Annotated in this window: 24 protein-coding genes; 10 read left to right on the top strand and 14 right to left on the bottom strand. The window is 73.1% G+C overall.

Translation table 11 applies throughout. The features are described 5' to 3' along the window. Positions 1–68: 68 nt before the first annotated feature. The 5 genes from ACGRHY_RS21690 to ACGRHY_RS21670 all read right to left on the bottom strand — a co-directional run bounded on the left by ACGRHY_RS21690 (position 69) and on the right by ACGRHY_RS21670 (position 4,172). A complete protein-coding gene (locus ACGRHY_RS21690) occupies positions 69–821 on the bottom strand; it encodes an amino acid ABC transporter ATP-binding protein (RefSeq protein ID WP_394636988.1) in 753 nt (250 codons plus the stop codon). 13 nt (positions 822–834) lie between these two features. Then, on the bottom strand, positions 835–1,488 hold the full coding sequence (locus tag ACGRHY_RS21685; RefSeq protein WP_394636987.1) for an amino acid ABC transporter permease: 654 nt from the start codon (positions 1,486–1,488) through the stop codon (positions 835–837). Positions 1,489–1,533: 45 nt separating this feature from the next. Further along, positions 1,534–2,337 carry an ABC transporter substrate-binding protein gene (locus ACGRHY_RS21680; RefSeq protein ID WP_394636986.1) on the bottom strand — a complete coding sequence of 268 codons (804 nt, stop codon included), beginning with the start codon at positions 2,335–2,337 and terminating at the stop codon, positions 1,534–1,536. A 397-nt stretch (positions 2,338–2,734) separates the two neighbouring features. Next, positions 2,735–2,851 (bottom strand): SGM_5486 family transporter-associated protein, encoded by a 117-nt coding sequence (locus ACGRHY_RS21675; RefSeq protein WP_394636985.1) that lies wholly within the window; start codon positions 2,849–2,851, stop codon positions 2,735–2,737. A gap of 16 nt (positions 2,852–2,867) precedes the next feature. Further along, positions 2,868–4,172: a CynX/NimT family MFS transporter gene (locus ACGRHY_RS21670; RefSeq protein WP_394636984.1), complete on the bottom strand. Its 1,305-nt coding sequence runs from the start codon at positions 4,170–4,172 to the stop codon at positions 2,868–2,870. Between the two features lie 97 nt (positions 4,173–4,269). Between ACGRHY_RS21670 and ACGRHY_RS21665 the strand changes: the two genes are divergently transcribed. After that, positions 4,270–4,950 (top strand): FadR/GntR family transcriptional regulator, encoded by a 681-nt coding sequence (locus ACGRHY_RS21665; RefSeq protein WP_394636983.1) that lies wholly within the window; start codon positions 4,270–4,272, stop codon positions 4,948–4,950. Positions 4,951–5,056: 106 nt separating this feature from the next. On the opposite strand, the gene fabI is transcribed toward ACGRHY_RS21665, so the two are convergent. From fabI to ACGRHY_RS21645, 4 genes are all read right to left on the bottom strand, one after another. Next, positions 5,057–5,836: an enoyl-ACP reductase FabI gene (gene fabI, locus ACGRHY_RS21660; RefSeq protein WP_394636982.1), complete on the bottom strand. Its 780-nt coding sequence runs from the start codon at positions 5,834–5,836 to the stop codon at positions 5,057–5,059. 5 nt (positions 5,837–5,841) lie between these two features. Beyond that, positions 5,842–6,546, bottom strand: a complete 705-nt coding sequence (gene fabG / locus ACGRHY_RS21655) for a 3-oxoacyl-[acyl-carrier-protein] reductase (protein WP_394636981.1) — start codon at positions 6,544–6,546, stop codon at positions 5,842–5,844. A 564-nt stretch (positions 6,547–7,110) separates the two neighbouring features. After that, complete coding sequence (locus ACGRHY_RS21650; protein WP_394636980.1) at positions 7,111–7,353, bottom strand: hypothetical protein; 243 nt, start codon at positions 7,351–7,353, stop codon at positions 7,111–7,113. Positions 7,354–7,455: 102 nt separating this feature from the next. Next, positions 7,456–7,947, bottom strand: a complete 492-nt coding sequence (locus tag ACGRHY_RS21645; protein WP_394636979.1) for a DUF1648 domain-containing protein — start codon at positions 7,945–7,947, stop codon at positions 7,456–7,458. A gap of 164 nt (positions 7,948–8,111) precedes the next feature. On the opposite strand from ACGRHY_RS21645, the gene ACGRHY_RS21640 reads away from it, so the two are divergent. The 3 genes from ACGRHY_RS21640 (at position 8,112) to tyrS (ending at position 12,602) form a co-directional block, all read left to right on the top strand. Next, positions 8,112–9,701, top strand: coding sequence for a TldD/PmbA family protein (locus ACGRHY_RS21640; protein ID WP_394636978.1), 1,590 nt, complete (start codon positions 8,112–8,114; stop codon positions 9,699–9,701). Next, complete coding sequence (locus tag ACGRHY_RS21635; RefSeq protein WP_394636977.1) at positions 9,698–11,098, top strand: metallopeptidase TldD-related protein; 1,401 nt, start codon at positions 9,698–9,700, stop codon at positions 11,096–11,098. The genes ACGRHY_RS21640 and ACGRHY_RS21635 overlap by 4 nt, the downstream gene beginning before the upstream one ends. An 85-nt stretch (positions 11,099–11,183) precedes the next feature. After that, positions 11,184–12,602, top strand: coding sequence for a tyrosine--tRNA ligase (tyrS, locus tag ACGRHY_RS21630; protein ID WP_394636976.1), 1,419 nt, complete (start codon positions 11,184–11,186; stop codon positions 12,600–12,602). Positions 12,603–12,678: 76 nt separating this feature from the next. Here tyrS and ACGRHY_RS21625 read toward each other — a convergent pair whose 3' ends face one another. Beyond that, the gene (locus ACGRHY_RS21625) at positions 12,679–12,957 is read right to left on the bottom strand and encodes a GlsB/YeaQ/YmgE family stress response membrane protein (RefSeq protein WP_394636975.1); all 279 of its coding nucleotides are present in this window, start codon (positions 12,955–12,957) and stop codon (positions 12,679–12,681) included. Positions 12,958–13,174: 217 nt separating this feature from the next. On the opposite strand from ACGRHY_RS21625, the gene ACGRHY_RS21620 reads away from it, so the two are divergent. Together ACGRHY_RS21620 and ACGRHY_RS21615 are read left to right on the top strand one after the other, a co-directional pair. After that, a complete protein-coding gene (locus ACGRHY_RS21620; RefSeq protein WP_394636974.1) occupies positions 13,175–13,690 on the top strand; it encodes a DUF3099 domain-containing protein in 516 nt (171 codons plus the stop codon). Between the two features lie 176 nt (positions 13,691–13,866). After that, entirely contained in the window at positions 13,867–14,151 is a 285-nt protein-coding gene (locus ACGRHY_RS21615; RefSeq protein ID WP_394636973.1) for a hypothetical protein, read from the top strand. Here the strand turns inward: ACGRHY_RS21615 and moaA are convergent. Beyond that, complete coding sequence (gene moaA / locus ACGRHY_RS21610) at positions 14,134–15,123, bottom strand: GTP 3',8-cyclase MoaA (RefSeq protein WP_394636972.1); 990 nt, start codon at positions 15,121–15,123, stop codon at positions 14,134–14,136. The genes ACGRHY_RS21615 and moaA overlap by 18 nt on opposite strands. A gap of 240 nt (positions 15,124–15,363) precedes the next feature. On the opposite strand from moaA, the gene ACGRHY_RS21605 reads away from it, so the two are divergent. Further along, positions 15,364–16,893: a S8 family peptidase gene (locus tag ACGRHY_RS21605; RefSeq protein WP_394636971.1), complete on the top strand. Its 1,530-nt coding sequence runs from the start codon at positions 15,364–15,366 to the stop codon at positions 16,891–16,893. 35 nt (positions 16,894–16,928) lie between these two features. Here ACGRHY_RS21605 and ACGRHY_RS21600 read toward each other — a convergent pair whose 3' ends face one another. Next, positions 16,929–17,915, bottom strand: a complete 987-nt coding sequence (locus ACGRHY_RS21600; RefSeq protein WP_394636970.1) for a sterol desaturase family protein — start codon at positions 17,913–17,915, stop codon at positions 16,929–16,931. Positions 17,916–18,058: 143 nt separating this feature from the next. Here ACGRHY_RS21600 and ACGRHY_RS21595 point away from each other — a divergent pair, with 143 nt between their 5' ends. The 3 genes from ACGRHY_RS21595 to ACGRHY_RS21585 are packed head-to-tail and all read left to right on the top strand — an operon-like array spanning position 18,059 to position 20,774. Next, positions 18,059–19,078, top strand: a complete 1,020-nt coding sequence (locus ACGRHY_RS21595; protein ID WP_394636969.1) for a DEDDh family exonuclease — start codon at positions 18,059–18,061, stop codon at positions 19,076–19,078. A gap of 26 nt (positions 19,079–19,104) precedes the next feature. Then, a complete protein-coding gene (locus tag ACGRHY_RS21590) occupies positions 19,105–20,013 on the top strand; it encodes an SURF1 family cytochrome oxidase biogenesis protein (protein ID WP_394636968.1) in 909 nt (302 codons plus the stop codon). 5 nt (positions 20,014–20,018) lie between these two features. Beyond that, positions 20,019–20,774 (top strand): SDR family oxidoreductase, encoded by a 756-nt coding sequence (locus ACGRHY_RS21585; RefSeq protein WP_394636967.1) that lies wholly within the window; start codon positions 20,019–20,021, stop codon positions 20,772–20,774. A gap of 81 nt (positions 20,775–20,855) precedes the next feature. Here ACGRHY_RS21585 and amaP read toward each other — a convergent pair whose 3' ends face one another. Together amaP and ACGRHY_RS21575 are read right to left on the bottom strand one after the other, a co-directional pair. Then, entirely contained in the window at positions 20,856–21,455 is a 600-nt protein-coding gene (gene amaP, locus ACGRHY_RS21580) for an alkaline shock response membrane anchor protein AmaP (protein ID WP_394638149.1), read from the bottom strand. Between the two features lie 20 nt (positions 21,456–21,475). Beyond that, on the bottom strand, positions 21,476–22,168 hold the full coding sequence (locus ACGRHY_RS21575) for a DUF6286 domain-containing protein (RefSeq protein WP_394636966.1): 693 nt from the start codon (positions 22,166–22,168) through the stop codon (positions 21,476–21,478). Between the last annotated feature and the right edge of the window lies 1 nt (position 22,169).

Here is a 22,169-nt window from a genome sequence, read left to right as displayed (position 1 = left end):
TCTGCCCTGTCGTGCCGCATGGTCCGGTCGCGTCCTCCGCCGGGGTCCGCCGGCGCCGCCGCGCCCGGTCAGACCGACTCCACCTGTCGGAGGAAGGCCCGGCCCCGCTCGCTGCGCGGGTCGTCCAGCACCGCGGTCGGCGGCCCCTGTTCGGCGATCCCGCCGTCGGCCATGAGGACCACCCGGTCGGCGACGCTCCGGGCGAAGCGCATCTCGTGGGTCACCGCCACCATGGTCATCCCGGAGCCGGCCAGGTCCCGCATCACCGCGAGCACCTCGCCGACCAGTTCGGGGTCGAGCGCGCTGGTCGGCTCGTCGAAGAGCATCACCTTCGGGCGCATGGCCAGCGCCCGTGCGATGGCCACCCGCTGCTGCTGCCCGCCGGACAGGCTCATCGGGTAGCGGTCGGCGAACTGTCCCAGTCCCACCTGGTCCAGCAGTTCCAGCGCGATGTCCCGGACCTGACGCGGGTCCCGGCCGGCCACCTTGACCGGGGCGGTCGTGACGTTGTCCAGAACCGACTTGTGCGGCCAGAGGTTGAAGTGCTGGAAGACCATCCCCACCTGGCGGCGCATCAGGTTGAGTGCCTTCTCGTCGTACCGCAGCTCCCGGCCGTCGATGACGATCTCGCCGGAGTCGATCCGCTCCAGTCCGTTGACGCAGCGCAGCAGTGTGCTCTTGCCGGCCCCGGAGGCCCCGATCAGCACGACGACCTCGCCGGCGCCGATGTCCAGGTCCACCCCGTCCAGCACGGTGTGCGCGCCGAAGGACTTGCGGATGCCTCGCATGCGCACCAGCGGGGCGGTGTCGGGATGTGGCATGGGATGCCGCCTCTCAGATCGCGTAGCGGGTGTGCCGGCGCTCCAGGCGGCGCAGCAGTGCCGTCAGGAGCATCACGACGGCCAGGTAGTAGGCGGCCGAGATCAGGTAGTACGTCAGCGGCTCGTAGGTCGCGGCCGCCAGCTTCTGCGCCTGCATGAACAGGTCGGGGACCGTGATGAACGAGGCCACGGCGGTGTCCTTGACCGCGATGATGAACTGGTTGCCCAGCGACGGCAGGATCGAACGGAACGCCTGGGGTGCCACCACGATCCGCAGCGCCTGCGTCCGGCTCATGCCCACGGAGCGCGCCGACTCGGTCTGTCCCTTGGGCACCGACTGCACACCGGAGCGGAAGATCTCCGCCATGTAGGCCCCGGTGTGCACCGTGAGTCCGATCACCGCCGACCAGAACGAGGAGATGTCGACGACGGTGACCAGGCCGTAGTAGATGACGAACAGCTGTGCCACCAGGGGGGTCCCCCTGATCAGGGCTAGGTAGCCCTGCGCCAGCCAGCGCAGGGCGACGAAGCGGCTCATCCTCATCCAGGCGACGACCAGCCCGACCGCCAGGGCGAACACCACCGCCAGGGCGGCCAGCGACAGGGTGATCTTCAGCCCTTCGAGCATGAGCGGAAGGGAACGGCTGATGCCGTCCAGGACAGACATGGCGGAGTTCTCCTCGGCAGCCGGGTCGGACGTCTGCGGGACCGGTCAGGAGCGGGTGTCCTGGCCGATGTCGGTCCCGAACCACTTCTCGCTGAGCCGTGCGTAGGTGCCGTCGTCCCTGATCTCGTCCAGGGCCTCGCCCACCTCGGCGGTGAGTTCGGGGTTGCCCTTCTGGCTCGCGATCGCCGCCGGGTCCGGGAAGAGGATCTCGCCGGCCGGCTTGACGCCGATACCGGTCTGCTTGATCTGGTACAGCCCCAGCAGTTTGGTGGTGATCGCCGCGTCGAGCCGGCCGTTGGACAGCTCGGTCAGCATCTCGTTGTCGCTGTTGTAGGTCTTCACCTCCGCGACCCCGGGCTGCTTCTGGGCGTACTCCTCGAACGTCGTGCCGAGCACCACACCGACCCTGGCGTCCTTCAGGTCGTCGACCGAGGCGACCGCGGAGTCGTTCCCGACGAAGAGCTGGGCGCCGGAGACGTAGTACTCGTCGGTGAAGTCGACCTGCTTCCTGCGTTCACCGGTCGGTGACATCGAGCCGACGATGAGGTCGTACCGCTTGGCCTTCAGCCCGGCGACCAGCGAGTTGAACGGGCCGGTGACCGGGTTCGGCTTCAGGTCGAGCCGCTCGGCGATCTCGTTGCCGAGTTCCACGTCGAAGCCGGCGAGCTCGCCGTCGTCCTCGAAGTAGTTGAACGGCCGGTACTGCCCGCTCATGGCGAACGTCAGCTTTCCGTCCTCGACGAGCCGGTACCCGCGTTCCTCCGTCTCCGCGGAGGAACCGCCGCACCCGGTGGCCAGGGCGGCCGCTATCAGGCAGCCGGCCAGTGCCGCCGCCGTTCTCCTGGTCACACGTCTTGCAGATGACGTCCGCATGGCCGAGCCTCCACGTTCCGCGAGCCGGAACCGATCGATCGATCGATTGGTTTCGCGGAAACGTACTGACCGGTTCCGGGCCTGTCAATCCCCCCGGACCTCCGGACGGGGAGGGGACCGCGGGACCGGACACCCGGGTAAGGCGGGATGGATATTCAGATAAATGACATATCGCTCATCACTTTTTCCGGAGGTCCGTATACGGGCCCGCCGCCGCGTACGGCGGGGCCGGCCCGTCGGCCGCCGTGATCCGCGGACCGCCCGACGCCCCGGAAAGCACGTACGCCCCTCCACCGGGGCGGTGGAGGGGCGTACGGACGGGCCGGCCGGCGCGGCGGCGGGAGACCTGGAGGGCCGCGGCGGCGCCGGGGGCTTACGGGGCGATGACGGAGGCGAGGACGCCGATCACCACCGTGACGCCGAGCATCGCGCCGAGGACGAGGAGCAGCTTCTTCTGGCCGTTGGGCGGATCGGGTTCGAGCACTGGCATGCGCCCAGTGTCGCACTCAGCCGCCGTCCTCCACGCATCGGTCCCGGCCCGCCACCAGGCCCACCGCGAGCTGGGCGGCCATCAGGGCGGCCATCAGCGCCAGGGGTGCGTGCCAGCCTCCGGTGTGCTGGTGGAGGGCTCCGACCAGCAGCGGCCCGGGAACGGCGATCAGGTAGCCGGTGCCCTGGGCGAAGGCGGAGAGCCTGGCGACCCCGGCGCCGGTCCGCGCCCGCATCCCGATCATGGTGAGGACGAGGGGGAAGGCGCAGTTGGAGACGCCCAGCAGCAGCGCCCAGGCCCAGGCCCCCTGCGCGGGAGCGAGCCACAGCCCGGCGTATCCGCCCAGTCCGCAGCAGGCCAGGACGGCGACGAGGGGACCTTGGTGGCCGAGCCGGGCGGCGACCCGCGGCAGCACGTAGGACAGGGGGATGCTCATCCCCATGGTGACCGCCAGCAGCAGGCCGGCGGTGGAGGCGGGGAGCCCGGCGTCGCGGAAGATCTGCGGCAGCCATCCCATGACGACGTAGGCGGCGGTGGCCTGGAAGCCGAAGAAGACACCGAGCGACCAGGCGGCGACGGAGCGGGTGATGCGGATCCCGGCATCGGCACCGCACCCGCCGGCCCCGGTGCCGGCGGGTGCGGCGGTACGGGTGCGGGCGCCGCGTACGACCGGCACCCACACCAGCAGGGCGAGGGCACCGGGCAGCGCCCACATCCCGAGCCCGAGGCGCCAGTCGCCCTCCAGCGTCCGGACCGCCGGGACGGTGAGGGCGGCGGCCGCGGCGGTGCCCACGGAGAGCGCCATGGAGTACAGGCCGGTCATCGGGCCGATCCGGTCGGGGAACCAGCGCTTGACGACCACGGGCATCAGGACGTTGCCGGCCGCGATGCCCGCCAGCGCCAGTGCGCTGGAGGCCAGGAACCAGGCCGTTCCGCCGGCGAGGGGGCGCAGCGCCAGCCCGGCGGTGACGGCGGCCATCCCGGCGAGCACCACGGCGGCCGGGCCCCAGCGGCGGGCCAGCCGGGGTGCGGCGCCGCCGAAGACGGCGAAGCAGAGGGCGGGCGCGGAGGTCAGCAGCCCGGCGACGGTTCCGTTCATCGCCAGCGCTCCGCGGACCTCCTCCAGGAGCGGACCGAGCGCGGTGATGGCGGGGCGCAGATTGAAGGCGGCGAGGACGACGCCCGCGACCAGCAGCCGCCGCGCCCACGGGGAGGCGCTCGCGGCGGCATCCGGGGAAGCCCCCGGGGCGGCGCGGGTGCCTACGCTGTCCGGGCTCCCCCCTCCGGCCCGGCGGTCGATGGTCACGGGATCGTCAGCCATGACATGCATCATAGAATCATCGGATGAATTGAGACCACTCGATGCGCCTCGCCGATCGCCCGCCGTAACCACCGCACCCGCCGACCCGGGAAGTGCCATGCCCCTGACCTCACCCCGCCGCTCCGCCCTGGCCGACCAGGTCATCGACGCCCTGCGCGACCAGATCACCTCCGGCGAGTGGCCGGTGGGCCACCGCATCCCGACCGAGCCCGAGCTGGTCGAGCAGCTCGGTGTGGCCCGCAACACCGTGCGCGAGGCCGTACGGGCCCTCGCCCACAACGGGCTGCTGGACATCCGGCAGGGCTCGGGCACCTACGTGGTGGCCACCAGCGAACTCGCCGGGGTGATGCACCGCCGTTTCGCGGACGCCGACCCGCGCGACGTGGCCGAGCTGCGCTCGGCGCTGGAGGCCGAGGCCGCCCGGCTGGCCGCGCACCGCCGTACCGAGCAGGACCTGCGCCAGTTGCGGACACTGCTCCGCCGGCGAGAGGCGGCCTGGGAGACGGGCGAGGTGGAACGCTTCGTGGAGGCCGACGTCACGCTGCACCTGGCGATCGTCAGGGCATCCCACAACGAGGTGCTCACCGCGCTCTACGCCGACCTCGGCACCGTCCTGCGCGCCTTCCTGCGCAACGACGTGGGCGAGGAGTTGCGCTCGGAGGGGTATCTGGACCACGGGCGGCTGGTGGACGCCATCGCCGACCGCGACGCGGAGACGGCCGCGCGGGAGGCGGGTTCGTACGCCCGGACCTGCCGCGGCTCCGGCGTCCGCGACTGACCCCCGCTCCCGGGCACCCGGTGCGCGCCCCGGCACGCACCGGGGCCGCCCCCGGTCCCGTCGCGGGACCGGGGGCGGCCCCGGGTCTCCTCCGATCGCGGGCGCGCTACGCGCCCATCATGTGGACGCCGCCGTCCACGTGCACGATCTCACCGGTCGTCTTCGGGAACCAGTCCGAGAGCAGGGCGACCACGCCGCGCGCGGCGGGCTCGGGGTCGGTGAGGTCCCAGCCGATCGGGGCGCGGGTCTTCCACACGTCCGCCAGCTCCTCGAAGCCCGGGATGGACTTGGCGGCCATGGACTTGATGGGCCCGGCCGAGACCAGGTTGCAGCGGATGTTCCTGTGGCCCAGGTCGCGGGCGAGGTAGCGGGAGGTGGACTCCAGGGCGGCCTTGGCCACGCCCATCCAGTCGTACTTGGGCCAGGCCACCTGCGCGTCGAAGTCCATGCCGACGACCGAGCCGCCGCGCTTGTCGAGCAGCGGCAGCAGGGCCATGGTCAGTGACTTCAGGGAGTACGCCGAGACCTCGACGGCCGTGGCGACCGACTCCCAGCCGGTGTTGAGGAAGTTGCCCCCCAGGGCGTCCTGCGGCGCGAAGCCGATGGAGTGCACGACGCCGTCCAGCCCGACGCCCTCGCCGAGGTGCTCGGCGACCTTGCCGGCCAGGGTGTCCAGGTGCTCGCTGTTCTGCACGTCCAGCTCGATCACCGGGGCCTCCTTGGGAAGCCGCTTGGCGATGCGCTGCACCAGCGTCAGCCGGCCGAAACCGGTGAGGACGACCTCGGCGCCCTCCTCCTGCGCCAGCCGGGCGGTGTGGAAGGCGATCGAGGAGTCGGTGAGCACCCCGGTGACGAGGATGCGCTTTCCGGCGAGAAGTCCGCTCATGACGTTCAGTGACCCATGCCCAATCCGCCGTCCACGGGAATGACGGCTCCGGTGATGTACGCGGCCTCCTCCGAGGCCAGGAAGCGCACCGAGGAGGCGACCTCCTCGGGCCTGGCGTAGCGGCCCAGCGGGACCTGTTCGACGATCTTCGCACGCTGCTCGTCGGTGAGCGCACGCGTCATGTCGGTGTCCACGAAACCCGGCGCGACCACGTTGCAGGTGATGTCGCGGGAGCCGAGCTCCCGGGCGACCGAGCGGGCGAAGCCGACCAGGCCGGCCTTGGAGGCGGCGTAGTTGGCCTGCCCCGCCGAGCCGAGCAGGCCGACGACGGAGGAGATCAGCACGATGCGGCCCCTGCGGGCGCGGAGCATGCCCCGGCAGGCCCGCTTGACGACCCGGAAGGTGCCGGTGAGGTTGGTCTCCAGGACGGACGTGAAGTCCTCCTCGGACATCCGCAGGAGCAACTGGTCCCGGGTGACACCGGCGTTGGCGACCAGCACCTCGACCGGGCCCTGCCTCTCCTCGATCTCCTTGTAGGCCTGCTCCACCTGCTCGGCGTCGTTGATGTCGCACTTGACGGCGCAGAAACCCTCCGGCGGCTCACCGGACCGGTAGGTGACGGCGACCTTGTCGCCCGCGTCGGCGAACGCCCGGGCGATGGCCAGGCCGATGCCGCGGTTGCCTCCGGTGACGAGAACCGAGCGACTCAAGGGAACACCCTCTTCCGTAGGGAGCAGGTACTCCGCAAGAAACTATCGTCCGGCCCCCCGCGCCGGGGAACGGGTCCCGACAGGGGCTCTGCCGGGCTCCTGTGGGATTCCTACAGAAAGCCGCCCCGGGCCGGGGCGTGAACCCGGCCGCGGGGCCCGTACGGCGGCGACTGTACGGCGATCAGACGATCACACGGCGTTCCGGTCCGCTGCCCTGGGTCGCACATGACGCAGGAGCGCGAGGAGGCGCCCCATGACGGTGACGCTCGAACGACCGACGGCCACGGACGTTCCCTCCGGCACCGCCCGCCTCCGGTCGCCGTGCCGCACGCTGCTGGACGTGGAGGAGCAGGCCGCCGTCCAGCCCGAGGCCCGTCCGAGCGGGGTTGCGACTCGCGGCCGACCCCGCCCCCCGGGGAGCCGCTGCGCGTCCCCGGGCCCTTCGGCTGCGGCCCGGACACCTCGGGGTTCCAGAACCCCGCCGGGGGCCGGACGGCGCGGAAGGCCGGTGGGGCAGGGGAGCCGGTGAGCGGAAGGCCGGTGGGCGGGGCCGCCCGTCCCGGATCAGCTCTCCGGGGCAGGCGGCGGTCCGGTGACGGCGGGACCGGCGCCCGGGCTCCGGTCCCCCTTCCCGGCCTCCTCGCCCTCGCCCTCGTCCCCGGGGCGTTCGCGTCCGGTCCGCGCGGACCGCTCCTCCCCCTCGGGGCGCCGCTCCCTCTCCCCCTCGTTCCTTCCCTTGCCGGCACCGGTCCTCATCTCGGACGGGTCGTGCTGCCTGCCGTCGTAGGGCCCTGAGTAGTCGCTCACGGCACACTCCTTCCCGCGGTTCTCACGCTCCGGCCCGCCGGCCGGCGGGCCGACTCGGCCGCGAGTACCCCGGCGCGCCGCGGGAACACACCGGCGGCCGGATCACTTCCGGCTCTCGCGGCGGTCCCGGACGGCCGCCGCGAGCACCGGCACCAGACCGAGCGCCACGGGGGCGAGCACCGCGGCGAGCAGCCAGGCGGGCACCCGCGGATCCGGTTCGGTGCGCCACATCACCGCACACGTCACGGCGACCGACAGGCCGATGCAGAAGCCGAGCTGGAGCGTGGCCCTGGCCGTCCGCAGCGCCGAGGCGCGGGTGGCGGGGCGGTTGACCAGGGAGGAGGCCCGCTCGCCGGGGGCGAGTTCGTCCGCGGGACGCATCCGCAGCGCCGCCGCCGAGACGGCGGCCGTCACCGCGACGGTCCCGGCGTGGACGAGGACGGGGACGAAGACCGCGCCGACGGACTTGTCCGCCCAGCCGTCGATCCCGCCGGGACCGATGTGCTGCGGCACCCTCTCCGGCAGGCCGGGGTACACCGCGGCGCCCCAGACCGCCAGCCCCGTCAGCACGGCGAGCTGCGGCAACAGCCACACCCACGGGAAGCCCGGCCGGCTCTCGTCCTCGTTCCCCCCACGCCCCTCCCCGGTGCTTCCCTCTCCGCTCCCCCGCCCCTTCACCGGCCAGGGTATGCCGGGCCCGGGCCGCGGCCGTCGTCCAACGGCCGCGGCCGGCCGGTGGAGCATGGTTCACTGCGGTCATGCATCGACAAGGAGGAGCGTCCGTGGTGCGCGAGATCGATGAGTCCTTCCTGGCGCTGCCGCTGCGCGCGCTCGCCGACGCGGCGCTCGCGCGGGCCCGGGCCCTGGGGGCCGAGCACGCCGACTTCCGTTTCGAGCGGAACCGCAGTGCCTCCTGGCGGCTGCGCGACGCGAGACCGGCCGGGTCGTCGGACGTCACCGACGCCGGATACGCGGTGCGTGTGGTGCACGACGGCGCGTGGGGTTTCGCCTCGGGGGTGGATCTGACGATGGACGCCGCCGCGAAGGTGGCGGGCCGGGCCGTGGAGATGGCGAAGCTGTCGGCGAGGGTCGCCGAGGCCGCCGGCGACGGCGCGTCCACGCGGAGCGCCTCCACCGGGGACCGGTGGGCGATGGGCGGACGGGTGGAGCTGGCGGACGAGCCGGTGCACGGTGAGCGCACCTGGGTCTCCTCCTACGAGGTCAACCCGTTCGACGTGCCGGACGCGGAGAAAACCGCCCTGCTGGCCCGGTGGAGCGACCGCCTGCTGAGGGCGGACGGCGTCTCACACACCGACGCCTCGCTGCTGACCGTGCAGGAGAACAAGTTCTACGCGGACACCGCCGGCACCGTCACCACCCAGCAGCGCGTCCGCCTGCACCCGGAACTGACGGCCGTGTCCGTGACCGACTCCGGCGACTTCGACTCGATGCGGACCCTGGCCCCGCCCGCCGGCCGGGGCTGGGAGTACATGACCGGCACCGGCTGGGACTGGGACGCGGAGCTGGCGCGCATCCCGGAGCTGCTGGCCGAGAAGATGCGCTCGCCCGGAGTGGAGGCGGGCTCCTACGATCTGGTGGTCGACCCCTCCAACCTGTGGCTGACGATCCACGAGTCGATCGGCCACGCCACCGAGCTGGACCGGGCGCTGGGCTACGAGGCGGCGTACGCGGGCACCTCCTTCGCCACACCCGACGGGCTCGGCACCCTGCGGTACGGCTCGCCGGTCATGAACGTCACCGGCGACCGCACCGCCGAGCACGGGCTGGCCAGCATCGGCTACGACGACGAGGGCGTCGAGGCGCAGTCCTGGGACCTGGTCAGGGACGGGGTCCTGGTGGGCTACCAGCTCGACCGGCGGATGGCGAAGCTGACCGGGCTGGGCCGCTCCAACGGCTGCGCCTACGCCGACTCCCCCTCAAGCGTCCCCGTGCAGCGCATGGCGAACGTCTCGCTCCGGCCCGATCCGGACGGACCGTCCACCGAGGAGCTGATCTCCCGGGTGGAGCGGGGGATCTACGTGGTCGGCGACCGCTCGTGGTCGATCGACATGCAGCGCTACAACTTCCAGTTCACCGGGCAGCGCTTCTTCCGGATCGAGAACGGCCGGCTCGCCGGGCAGCTCCGCGACGTGGCCTACCAGGCCACCACCACCGACTTCTGGGGCTCGATGGAGGCCGTGGGCGGGCCGCGGACGTATGTGCTCGGCGGCGCGTTCAACTGCGGCAAGGCCCAGCCGGGCCAGGTCGCGTCCGTCTCGCACGGCTGCCCCTCCGCGCTCTTCCGCGGCGTCAACATCCTCAACACCGCCCAGGAGGCCGGCCGATGACGAAGCCCCCCGCCCCCCACGAGGTCGTCGAGCGCGCCCTGGCGCTGTCACGGGCCGACGGCTGCGTGGTCCTCGCCGACGAGGAGTCCACCGCCAACCTGCGGTGGGCGGGCAACACGCTGACCACCAACGGCGTCACCCGCGGCCGCACCCTCACCGTCGTGGCGACCGTAGACGGCTCCGAGGGGACGGCGTCGGGAGTGGTCTCCCGCTCGGCCGTCACCGACGACGACATCGAGCCGCTGGTGCGGGCCGCGGAGGAGGCGGCGCGTACGGCGGGCCCGGCCGAGGACGCCCGGCCGCTGGTGGAGGGCGTGCCCGCCTCCGCCGACTTCACCGGCGCCCCGGCCGAGACCTCCTCCTCGGTGTTCGACTCGTTCGCCCCGGCGCTGGGCGAGTCCTTCGCGCGGGCCCGCTCCGGGGGCCGGGAACTGTACGGCTTCGCCCACCACCAGATGGTCTCCACCTACCTGGGGACCTCCACCGGGCTGCGGCTGCGCCACGACCAGCCGACCGGCACCCTGGAGATCAACGCCAAGTCCCCCGACCGCGCCCGGTCGGCGTGGGCGGGGCGGGCGACCCGCGACTTCGCCGACGTCGACCCGCTGGCGCTGGACTCGGAGCTGGCACGGCGGCTGGAGTGGGCCGGGCGGCAGGTGGAGCTGGAGGCCGGGCGGTACGAGACGCTGCTGCCGCCCAGCGCCGTGGCGGACCTGCTGATCTACCAGATGTGGTCGTCGGCGGGGCGCGACGCCGCCGAGGGGCGCACGGTGTTCAGCAGGCCCGGCGGCGGGACCCGGGTGGGCGAACGGCTGTCGGAGCTGCCCATGAGGCTCTACAGCGATCCGGGCGCCCCCGGTCTGGAGGCGTCGCCGTTCGTGATCGCGCACTCCTCCGGCGACGACGCCTCGGTCTTCGACAACGGCCTTCCGCTGCGGGCCACCGACTGGATGCGCGACGGCGAGCTGCGCCACCTGCTGACCACCCGGCACTCGGCGGAGCTGACGGGTCTGCCGGTGGCGCCGGGGATCGACAACCTGCTCCTGGACGCGGGCGGTACCGAGTCGCTGGAGGAGATGGTCGCCGGCTCAGGGCACGACGGCCCGGCCCTGCTGCTGACCTGCCTGTGGTACATCCGCGAGGTGGACCCGGCGACGCTGCTGCTGACGGGGCTGACCCGCGACGGCGTCTATCTGGTGGAGAACGGCGAGGTCACGGGTGCGGTGAACAACTTCCGCTTCAACGAGTCGCCGGTCGACCTGCTGTCCCGGGCCACCGGGGCGGGGCGGACCGAGCGCACCCTGCCGCGCGAGTGGTCGGACTGGTTCACGCGGGCGGCGATGCCCGCCCTGCGTGTGCCGGACTTCAACATGAGCTCCGTCAGCCGGGGTGTGTGAGCGGCATAGACTCCTACCGGAACCGACCAGGACGACCACCGCGACCGCATCAGCCAACCATCCGATTCGATCACCGGGAACGAACGTGACACGCCTCGGCGACTCCGTGCAGCGTGCCGGCGAACTGCTGGCCCAGGACCTCTCCTCCGACGAGACCGTCGAGCGGCTGCTCGCGGAGACGGGCGCCCGCCGCTATCTGGACCTGACGGACCTGCCGGCCCGGGAGCAGGCGGAGCTGATCGCCGGCCGGGCGGTGGACGTCCTGCCGTCGGTGGAGGGCCTGGCCGAGCGGATCGAGGCCGCGCGGCAGGCCGGGCACGGGCTCAACGTCAAACTGGGCATCGACCCGACGGCGGCGGACGTGCACCTGGGTCACACGGTGCCGATGATCGTCCTGGGCCGCTTCCAGCGGATGGGCCACGACGTCACACTGATCATCGGCGACATCACCGCCAAGATCGGCGACCCCTCGGGCCGCTCCTCGGAGCGGCCGCCGCTGACGGACGAGGACATCGCCCGCAACCTGGCCGGCTACCGGGACCAGGTGAAGCCGTTCTTCGACTTCGAGCGGGTGCGCTTCCGCCACAACAGCGAGTGGCTGGCCGGCGTCGCCCTGCCGAAGCTGATCGGCATCCTGGCCCAGATCCCGGCCTCGTCCCTGCTGCAGCGCGAGGACTTCCGCAACCGGCTCGCGGCCGGGCACGGGCTGACGATGTCGGAGCTGATCTACCCGGTGGCGATGGCCATCGACTCCGCCGAGATCGACGCCGACATCGAGCTGGGCGGCGTGGACCAGTTGCTGAACATGCAGATGGGCCGGAAGGTGATGGAGATCTACGGCATGAAGCCGCAGATGATCGCCACCATGCCGCTGATCGAGGGCACGGACGGCTCGGGCGCGAAGATGTCGAAGTCCAAGGGCAACTACATCGCGCTGAACTCGTCGGCCGACGACGTCTTCGGCAGGATCATGTCGATTCCGGACCGGCTGATGGTGCCGTACCTGCGGGCCTGGACGGAGTGGACGGACACCGAGATCGACCAGGTCACCGCCCGGGTCGAGAAGGGCACGCTGCATCCGATGGACCTGAAGAAGGTCCTGGCGGGCGAGGTCGTGGCCGCGCTCCACGGTCTGAAGGCGGCGATGGCGGCCCGTGCCGGATTCACCGCTCAGTTCTCCAGGAAGTCCTTCTCCGACGTGGAGAGCCTGCCGGTGGTGGACGCCGCCGAGCACGGGGGGAAGGGCGTCGCCGCGATCCTGGCGACCGTGCTGGAGTTCACCCCGAGCGCCTCGGCCGCCCGGCGCGTCGCCAAGCAGAACGGGCTGCGGCTGGTGGTCGAGACGGACTCCGGGCGGCAGACCGTGGTGCTGTCGGAGGCCGACGCGCTGCGCCCGCTGGCAGAGGTCGTCCCGGAGAAACTGGCTCAGGCGGGGCTCCCGGAGTCCTCGGGGGCCGTCTACCTCAAGGCGGGCCGCAAGGTGGCCGAGGTGCGGGGGGTGTGACGAGGCCGTGACCGGCCGCACGAAGGGGACGGCGCCTCCTGCCGCACCGTCCCCTTCCGCCGGGAGGTCCTGCCCGTCAGGCCGTCCGCCTGCCTCCGCCCCTGATCTTGGCGTACAGGGGCGTGCCCAGCGCGACGATCAGGACGGCGCCGGCAAGCTGGAGCAGGAGTCGGATCCAGTCGATGCCCGCGGTGTCCCCCACCCCGATCCCACCGGCCACGGCGTTCCCGATGACGCCGCCGATGATTCCGAAGATGGCGGTCAGCCACAGCGGGATGTTCTGCCTGCCGGGAAGGATGGCGCGGGCCAGCACACCCAGGACCAGACCCACGATGATCGCCCACAACCAGCTCATGTCGCCTCCCTCGTGCGGCGCGCTCCGTGCGCGGCGCGTTCGGTCCGTGCGGTGGGGCGCCTCCCCCGCACGGCCGCTGAGCCGTCCGGGTGGGAGCCGTCCCCGGCGCATCGGGTGCCCTCTGCCCGACGTCGTATGCGGCGGAGCCGGGGCGTAGTGTGGAAAAGGCCGGGAACCAGGCGGGAACGCTCCCGGATACCGGCCGCAGGAGCAGGTGGTGAGTGTGAGGCGCAGGCAGCGCGGTCCCGAGGTCTTCCGGATCACCGGAGCCCGTCAGGGGCTGGCGGAGGACGTACGGGGCCGGGAGCGGCGCTATGTGGTCTCGATGCTGGTACGCACCGCGGCGGTCCTGCTGGCCGTGGTGCTGTGGGACGTGCAGCGTCCGCTCGCCGTGGCCGCCCTGGTGCTCGGCGCGGCCCTGCCGTACGTGGCGGTGGTGATCGCCAACGCGGGGCGGGAGAACGCGCCCGCGCTCCCCGGCTCCCTCGTCTCCGCACCGCCCCGCCAGGCGCTGGGACCGGCCGATCACCCGGCGGACGCCGGGGAGCACGAGACCGGCCCGCGGACGCGCACGATACGGCAGGATCCGCTGGATCAGGACGAACCGGAGGCCGCACAGGGGCCGGACCGCAAGGCGGAACCGGGCCGTGAGCAGGACCCGGGCCGTCAGGGGCACCGGCGTCCGGAACCGGGGCAGGAACCGAGCCACTCGGGACCCGGCCGGCGCGACTGATCCGCCGCGGCCGGGAAGCTCAGGAAAACCTCAGATCAATCATGCTGTTCCGGTGCCCTGGTGACGGGTGCGCGTGCCATACTGCGTACACGCTCCGCATCCCCCGTCGGAGCGACAGACCGACGCCGGGCGGCTCCCCCCGTGGCTGCCCGGCGTCGTCGTGTTTGGATGGGGGCGTGACCGATCCCGTGACCGCCTCCCTGCCCGGCCCCGCCGTTCCCGTCTGCTCCGCCAAGGGCTGCCGTGAGGCCGCCGTGTGGGTGCTGGCCTGGAACAATCCCAAGCTGCACACCCCGGAGCGCCGCAAGACCTGGCTGGCGTGCGAGGAGCACCGCGAGCACCTGTCACGGTTCCTGGGGACACGGGGCTTCCTGAAGGACGTGGTGACCCTCGCCGAGTGGGAGGGCGGAGGAGGCCGGGAGGGCGGGGAGGAGCCGCAGGGGTCAGCCACCGATCGCTGACATCGGGCGGGCGGGCTGGAGGAAGGACGGGTCGTCCAGGCCGGAGCCGGCCTTCTTGCCCAACATCGCGGCCTTCCACAGCCGGGCGATCCCGGCGTCGTCCGCGCCCGCGCGCAGCGCGCCGCGCAGGTCCGACTCCTCGCGGGCGAAAAGGCAGGTGCGGACCTGTCCGTCGGCCGTCAGCCGGGTGCGGTCGCAGGTACGGCAGAAGGGCCTGGTGACAGAGGCGATCACGCCGACGCGGTGCGGACCGCCGTCGACGATCCAGCGCTCGGCGGGCGCCGAGCCCCGGCTGTCCTCCCCCTCCGGGGTGAGGGAGAAACGGGTGCGCAGGGAGGCGAGGATGTCGCCCGCGGTGATCATGCCCTCGCGGCGCCAGCCGTGCTGGGCGTCCAGCGGCATCTGCTCGATGAAACGCAGTTCGTAGGAGCGTTCGACGGCCCAGGAGAGCAGGTCGGGGGCCTCCTCCTCGTTGAGGCCAGGCATCAGTACGGCGTTGACCTTGACCGGGGAGAGCCCGGCCGCGCGGGCGGCCGCCAGGCCGGCGAGGACGTCGGCGTGGCGCCTGCGGCGGGTCATCCGCCGGAAGACCTCGGGGTCGAGGGTGTCCAGGGATACGTTGACCCGGTCCAGTCCGGCCGCGCGCAGCGCCTCGGCGGTGCGCTCCAGGCCGATGCCGTTGGTCGTCAGCGACAGCTTCGGGCGCGGCTCCAGGGCCGCGCAGCGTTCGACGATACCCACCAGTCCGGGACGAAGCAGCGGCTCGCCGCCGGTGAAGCGCACCTCCTCCACTCCGAGCAGGGTCACCGCGACGCGGACCAGGCGGACGATCTCGTCGTCCGTGAGCAGCTCGGGCCTGGCGAGCCACTGAAGGCCCTCCTCGGGCATGCAGTAGGTGCACCTCAGATTGCACCGGTCGGTGAGCGACACGCGCAGATCGGTGGCGACCCGGCCGTAGGTGTCCAGCAGCATGCCGACAGTACCCTCCCACGGTTGGACATCTGCCTCGCAGCGTACGCGACGCCCGCGCCGTCCGTCGGGGACGCCGCCTCGGGAACGGGGGTCCGGTGCCCGGTGGGCGGTTCGGCCATTGCCGCTCCCCCCGTGTGAGCGATAGCTTCCGTCGTCATACATCCGTACGGTCAAGTCCGGTAACCGAACGGGTTGTTGAGCACCCCTGCGTTCACACGTCCACACAGACACGGAGAACCCATGGCATCGAGACCCTCCAGCCGGCGCCGCGCCATCGCGGTACCGGTCGGGTTGGCGCTGACCGCCTCCCTGGCCCTGCTGCCCGGCGCCGGCGCGGCGCTGGCCCAGGAAGCCGGCGTCCCGGCGGCCGCGACGGCGGCCGCGGACGGTGAGCGGCTGTCGTACGTGGTCAACACCTCCTCCCACCCCGGCACGATCCGTCGGGTGGAGCGGGAGATAGCCAGGGCGGGCGGAACGGTCGTCGTCACCCACCGGGACATCGGCGTGATCGTCGTCCACTCGGCGGACCCCGGCTTCGCCGAGCGGATGCGCGAGGTGCGCGGGGTGCACTCCGCCGGCGCCACCCGCACCGCGCCGCTCAGGGCGGCGGGCACGACCGAGGTCGGCGCCCCGCAGTACGTGTCGGAGCCGGCCCGCACCAGCGCGGCCACGGCCGCCGCCGAGGGCGAGCCGATGGAGGCCGACCTGTGGGGTCTGCGCGCCATCCGCGCGGACGAGGCCGCGAAGGTCAACCCGGGCAGCGGCGAGGTCACCGTCGCGGTCATCGACACCGGGGTGGACGACACCCACCCGGACCTGGCCCCGAACTTCTCGGCGGGCCAGTCGGCGAACTGCGTCGGCGGCGTGGCCGACACCTCCGAGGGCGCCTGGCGGCCGTACACCGACGGCGACTACCACGGCACGCACGTCGCGGGCTCCGTCGCCGCGGCGCGCAACGGCGTCGGCGTGGCGGGCGTCGCGCCGGGTGTGAAGGTCTCCTCCATCAAGGTGAGCGAGCCCGACACCAGCCTCTTCTACCCGGAGGCCGTGATCTGCGCGTTCGTCTTCGCGGCCGACAGGGGCGTGGAGATCACCAACAACAGCTACTACATCGATCCGTACCTGTACAACTGCGAGGACGACGCCGACCAGGGCGCGGTCGTGGAGGCCGTCCGCCGGGCCGCGCGCTACGCCGAGCGCAGGGGCACGCTGCACGTCGCCTCGGCGGGCAACTCCAACCACGACCTCGCCTCCGACGCGATCGTCGACGGCTCCAGCCCGAACGACACCACACCGGTCGAGCGCACCATCGACCCGTCGGAGTGCCTGGACCTGCCCACCCAGCTGCCGGGCGTGGTGACGGTCACGGCCACGGGCGTGCAGGACCTGAAGTCGTACTACTCCAGCTACGGGCACCGCGTCGCCGACGTGGCGGCGCCGGGCGGCGACCGGTTCCAGATCCCGGACACCCCGTCGGGCAACGGCCGGATCCTGTCGACCATGCCGAACGGCTCCTACGCCTTCCTGCAGGGCACCTCGATGGCCGGCCCGCACGTCGCGGGCGTGGCGGCGCTGCTCAAGAGCAAGCACCCCTGGGCGAGCCCGGCGATGCTCCAGCTCATGATGAAGGCGCAGGCGGACAACCCCGGCTGCCCGGAGGCCTACGACCCGGACGGCAACGGCGTCGAGGACTCCGCCTGCGAGGGCGGCAAGCGCGTCAACGGCTTCTACGGCCACGGCATCGTCGACGCCCTGGACGCCGTCGAGTAGCCGGACGGCGGTCCCGACGCGAAGCCGGCGGTCCGTCAGGAAGCGGCGGACACCGAGGGGCCGGGCCCGGCGGGCCCGGCCCCTTCCGCCGTTCCCGCCGTCCGCGACGCGCCCGGGACCGGTCCGGAGGCCGTGGAGGCCGGTCCGGAGGCGGGGGCGGGGGCGGGGGCGGGTACCCGCGGCTGCCAGCCGGGCCCGCGGAAGAGCCGCCCGGCGGCCTCGCGCCAGTCGCGCGCCGCCCGCAGGTCCCGGGCGATCGCCGCGTACTCGTGGGTGGCCACGCGCAGCGGGTTGTAGGTGTCGATGTTCTTGGTGAGCCCGTAGACGCACGGCTCGGTCTCGGGCGCGAAGGAACCGAAGACCCGGTCCCACACGATGAGGATCCCGCCGAAGTTGCGGTCCAGGTAGCTCCCCTGGGAGGCGTGGTGGACCCGGTGGTGCGAGGGGGTGTTGAAGACGTACTCCACCGGCCTGGGCAGTCTGCCGATCCGCTCGGTGTGGATCCAGAACTGGTAGACCAGGTTGACCGAGTGGCAGAAGGCGAGCGCGGCGGGATGCATCCCGAGGACGATCAGCGGCAGGTAGAACGGCCAGCCGGTCAGGGATGTCCAGGGCTGTCGCAGCGCGGTGGTGAGGTTGAACTTCCGGCTGGAGTGGTGCACCACGTGGCAGGCCCACAGGATGCGGACGACATGGTGGCCGCGGTGGGACCAGTAGTAGAAGAAGTCCTGCGCGAGGAGCATCGGCAGCAGCGTCCACCACTCGACGGGGATCCGCAGCGGGGTGAGTGCGTAGACCGCCGAGTAGACCGCCACGATCGGGATCTTCCACAGGGCGTCGAAGAAGAGGCTGCCCAGGCCCATGGAGAGGTTGGTGGCGGCGTCCCTGGCCTCGTAGCCCGCGACGGGGCTGTCCGGCTCCTCGGGGCGCAGGCGGTGGCTGACCATCTCCAGGACCGTCAGCAGCAGGAAGGCGGGTATGGACCACAGCACGACGTCGGGGAGGTTCGGCACGCTCGGCATGCATGCACCGTAGGACCGTCCCGGGCCGGCGGCCAGAGCCTGTTACCGACAAGTATGCGAGACGATCCGTCAGCGGCCCCGCTCACCCGGAGTGACCTGCGGTGATGCGGAGGTGTCAGTGGCGGCCCGTATTCTCTGGAACCATGCTCGATGACCAGTCGGCGGCCGAAGCGCGGCCCGCAGCGCGGCCAGGCACCCCGGCCTGGCCCACCGAATACCCCGACGCCTACGCGGTGGTGGACGTGGAGACCACGGGGCTCGCCCGGGACGACCGCATAGTCTCCGCGGCCGTCTACCGGCTGGACGCGCGGGGCGACGTGATCGATCACTGGTACACCCCGGTCAATCCGCAGCGGGATCCCGGGCCTACCTGGATACACGGGCTGACGAGCGAGATGCTGGCCGACGCCCCGCTCTTCCCGCAGATCGCCGAGGAGTTCGCCGAGCGGCTGCAGGGCCGGGTGCTGGTCGCGCACAACGCGGTCTTCGACTGGTCGATGATCGCCCGCGAGTACGCCCGTGCCCGGGTGCCGGCCCCCGTGCGGCAGCGGCTGTGCACCATCGCCCTGTCCAAGGAGCTGGGCCTGCCGCTGGCCAACCACCGGCTGGAGACCCTCGCCGCGCACTACGGCGTCGTCCAGCGCCGGGCGCACCACGCGCTGGACGACGCCCGGGTGCTGGCCGAGGCGTTCCGGCCGAGCCTGCACTTGGCGGCCGCCGACCGCATACGCCTGCCCCTGCTGGCCTGCCGGCCGCTGACCGAGTGGAGCGACTCCATCGTCTCCCCGGGAGCCTCCCCCGGCGCCTTCGGCGGGCGGGAGAGGCGGCCTTACGCGGGCGGCTGGCGCCCCTCGCGCAGGCGTCCCCCGTGCCCGTACCCCAACCCCGGCCGGTACGAGCCGGGCGAGCCGCTGGTCCAGGGCATGCGGGTGGCGATCTCCGGGGACACCTCGGTGGACCGGGAACTGCTGGAGGACCGGGCGGCCGAGGCCGGGCTCCACATCGCGAGCGGCGTCTCCCGCCTCACCAGCCTCCTGGTCACCAACGACCCCGACTCCGGCACCTCCAAGGTCGCCAAGGCGCGCGCCTTCGGCACCCCGGTGATCGACGAGGCGGCCTTCACCCAGTTGCTGCGGGAGGTGGCCCCCGCCCCGGGGGAGTGACGACCGGCGGGGTACCGTCGATGACCGTGCCACCCGTATCGTCCGCACCGTCCGCTTCCGCGTACCGCTTCCTGCTGTCCCGGCAGTGGGTGGTGCTCGCCCTCGTCGCGCTCCTGCTGATCCCGGGCATGGTCAGACTCGGCTTCTGGCAGCTCCACAAGCACGAGGACCGGGTGGCGCGCAACGAGCTGGTGGCCGAGAGCCTGGCCGCCGGTCCGGTGCCCGTGGAAGAGCTGGCCGCTCCGGGCCGCGGCCCGGCCGACACCGACCGGTACCGCCGGGTGACGGCGGCCGGCGTCTACGACACCGGCGGCGAGGTGGTCGTGCGCCAGCGCACCGGCGGGGACGACCGGAGCATCGGCTACCACGTCCTGACCCCGCTGGTCCGCGAGGACGGCACGGCCGTGCTGGTCAACCGCGGCTGGATCCCCGCGGGCGAGGATCTGACGAAGTTCCCCGAGGTACCGGCGCCTCCCTCCGGTGAGGTCACCGTGACCGGGCGGCTGATGGCCGACGAGAAGGCCGGCAGCGGCGTCAAGGACAAGCGGGGGCTGCCGCCCCGCCAGGTGATGCTGATCGACAGCGCGCGGCTGGCCGAGGAACTGGACCGGCCGGTCCTGGGCGGCTACGTCGCGCTGGAGAAGACCTCGCCCGAGCCCTCCGGTGAGCAGCCCCGGCTCCTTCCCGAGCCGGACCACAGCGGCATCGGCCCGCATCTGGCGTACGCGTTCCAGTGGTGGCTGTTCGCCGCCGCCGTCCCCGTCGGCTGGGTGGTGCTGGTCCGTCGCGAGCGCCGGGACCGCCTGGCGCGGGAATCCGGTTCGGAGACCGCCGCGGACGGGCGGGCGGGTGAGCGGGCGGACGGCGGAGCCGCGGCCAAACGGCCCGTTCCGGCACCTTCGGCTGCCGGAACGGCGGACCGACCGGCAGACTGATCCCCATGGATCTCGGACTGCAGGACAGGGTGTACCTCGTCACCGGCGCCACCCGCGGGCTGGGCTTCGCCGCCGCCCGGGAGCTGGCCGCCGACGGCGCGAAGGTGATCGTCACCGGCCGGAGCGGGGAGACGGTGACCGAAGCCGCCGGACGGCTGGGCGGCGACGCCTTGGGCATGGTGGCGGACAACGCCGATCCGGCCGCGGCCGACCGCCTGGTGACGGCGGCCCACGAGCGTCACGGGCGCCTGGACGGGGTGCTGATCAGCGTCGGCGGACCGCCGGCCGGCTCCCACGAGACGGTCACCGACGACCAGTGGCAGTCGGCCTTCGAGACGGTCTTCCTCGGCGCGGTGCGGCTGGCCCGCACCGCGGCAGCGCGGCTGGGCGAGGGCGGGGTGATCGGCTTCGTCCTCTCCGGTTCGGTGCACGAGCCGATTCCCGGCCTGACGGTCTCCAACGGGCTGCGGCCGGGGCTGGCAGGTTTCGCGAAATCGCTGGCGGACGAGGTGGGGCCGCGCGGCATCCGGGTCGTCGGACTGCTGCCGGGCCGTATCGACACCGACCGGGTGCGCGGCCTGGACGCGATGACCGGGGACGCCGACGCCGCTCGGAGGCGGAGCTCGGCCGCGATCCCGCTGCGCCGCTACGGCACCCCGGAGGAGTTCGGCAGGGCGGCGGCTTTCCTGCTCTCCCCCGCCGCCTCGTACATCACCGGTGTGATGTTCCCGGTCGACGGCGGCGCCCGCCGCGGCTTCTGAGCGTCCCGGCCGAGCACCCCGCCGCCGTCCCCGGCCCGCGCCGGGCGGGGACGACGGCGGGGGAGGCGGCGGGGGCGCGCCTCAGCCCGTCCATCCGCCCCACCGCCGCGCCGGACGCAGCCGGACCTCCGTGGTCAGTTCGTCCAGGCCGGCCGAGACACGGGCGTGCTCCAGCGCCTCGTCCCGCACTCGCGCGAGGATCTCGGCGGGGCTCGCGTGAGCGGCCATCTCCAGTGCGACCCGGGCCCGCACCCCGGCGCGGCGGCGGCCCAGTCTCACCCGGGCCCGTTCCGCGCCCGGCAGGGCCCCGGCCTCCTCGGCCACGGCGTCCTCCAGGGCCCGTGTCCCGACCAGGGCGCCGTACCCGTCGCCGCTGTCGACCAGCACGGTGTCCGGCCGGTGCCGCCACAGCTGCGCCGACAGCCACCACAGGGCGAGCAGGAGCGCGGCGGCCGGCACGCCGATCGCCAGGAGCCACCGCCACCAGTCCGCATCCTGCCACCAGGCGGGTTCCCCTCGCCCGAGCAGGACCTCGTCCGGCCCGCCCCAGGGCAGCCCCCAGGGCGGGTCGAAGCCCCAGCGCCGCTGGAGGTCGAGCCCTGCCACCAGGGCCGCGAGTCCCAGCACCAGCAGCGCCAGCCCCACCAGCCCCACCAGGATCCGGTTCACCACCGTGAGCATCCGGTCCACCTCGCCCTTCCTCAGCCCTTGGCCGGGCGCCGCACCCGGACCGACCGCCGCATCCCCCGGGCGAGCCCGAGCCGCCGCACGCCGTCGTCCAGGGTCCTGTCCAGATCTCCCCGCACCTCGTCCAGGGGCCGGAAGTGCGCCCGCGCCCGCACCCTGACCCGGTGCCGTCCGGCGTCCACCCGGACCGACTGCACCCCGGGCACGTCCAGCAGCCGGTCGTGCAGCACCGCCTCGGCGGCGGACCGCTCCAGTCCGGCACGCACCCGGACCCCGTCGGAGGAACCGCCGCGCATCGGCAGCAGACCGCGCACCCCGGGGGTGACCGCCAGCACCACCAGCCACAGCCCCAGCAGGACCGCGAGCGCCGCACCGGCGATCACCCAGGGGTTGTCGAGCGGCCGGGTGGCCAGGTCTGCGGTGATCTCACGCCGCCACGCGGAGGGGGACTTGTCGATGCTCGCGGCGACGGCCTCGTACAGCAGCACCGCCGCCGCGACGGCCAGGACCAGTGACACGATCGCGGCCGGCACCCGCCGGGCCGACCAGAAGCGCCGGGTGCTTCCGCCTCCACCGCCCCCACCGCCCCCGCCGTCGTCCGGTCGGCGGTCCGCGCCGGAAGGTTCCGGTGAGGGCGGTTCCACACCGTCCGGATCCGTGCCGGCGGCGCTGTCCGGGGCCGGCTGCCGCCGGGCGTCGTGACTCATC

Source organism: Streptomyces shinuiensis (assembly GCF_043660855.1).
Taxonomy (GTDB): domain Bacteria; phylum Actinomycetota; class Actinomycetes; order Streptomycetales; family Streptomycetaceae; genus Streptomyces.
This window is presented reverse-complemented; position numbering and strand designations above follow the sequence as displayed.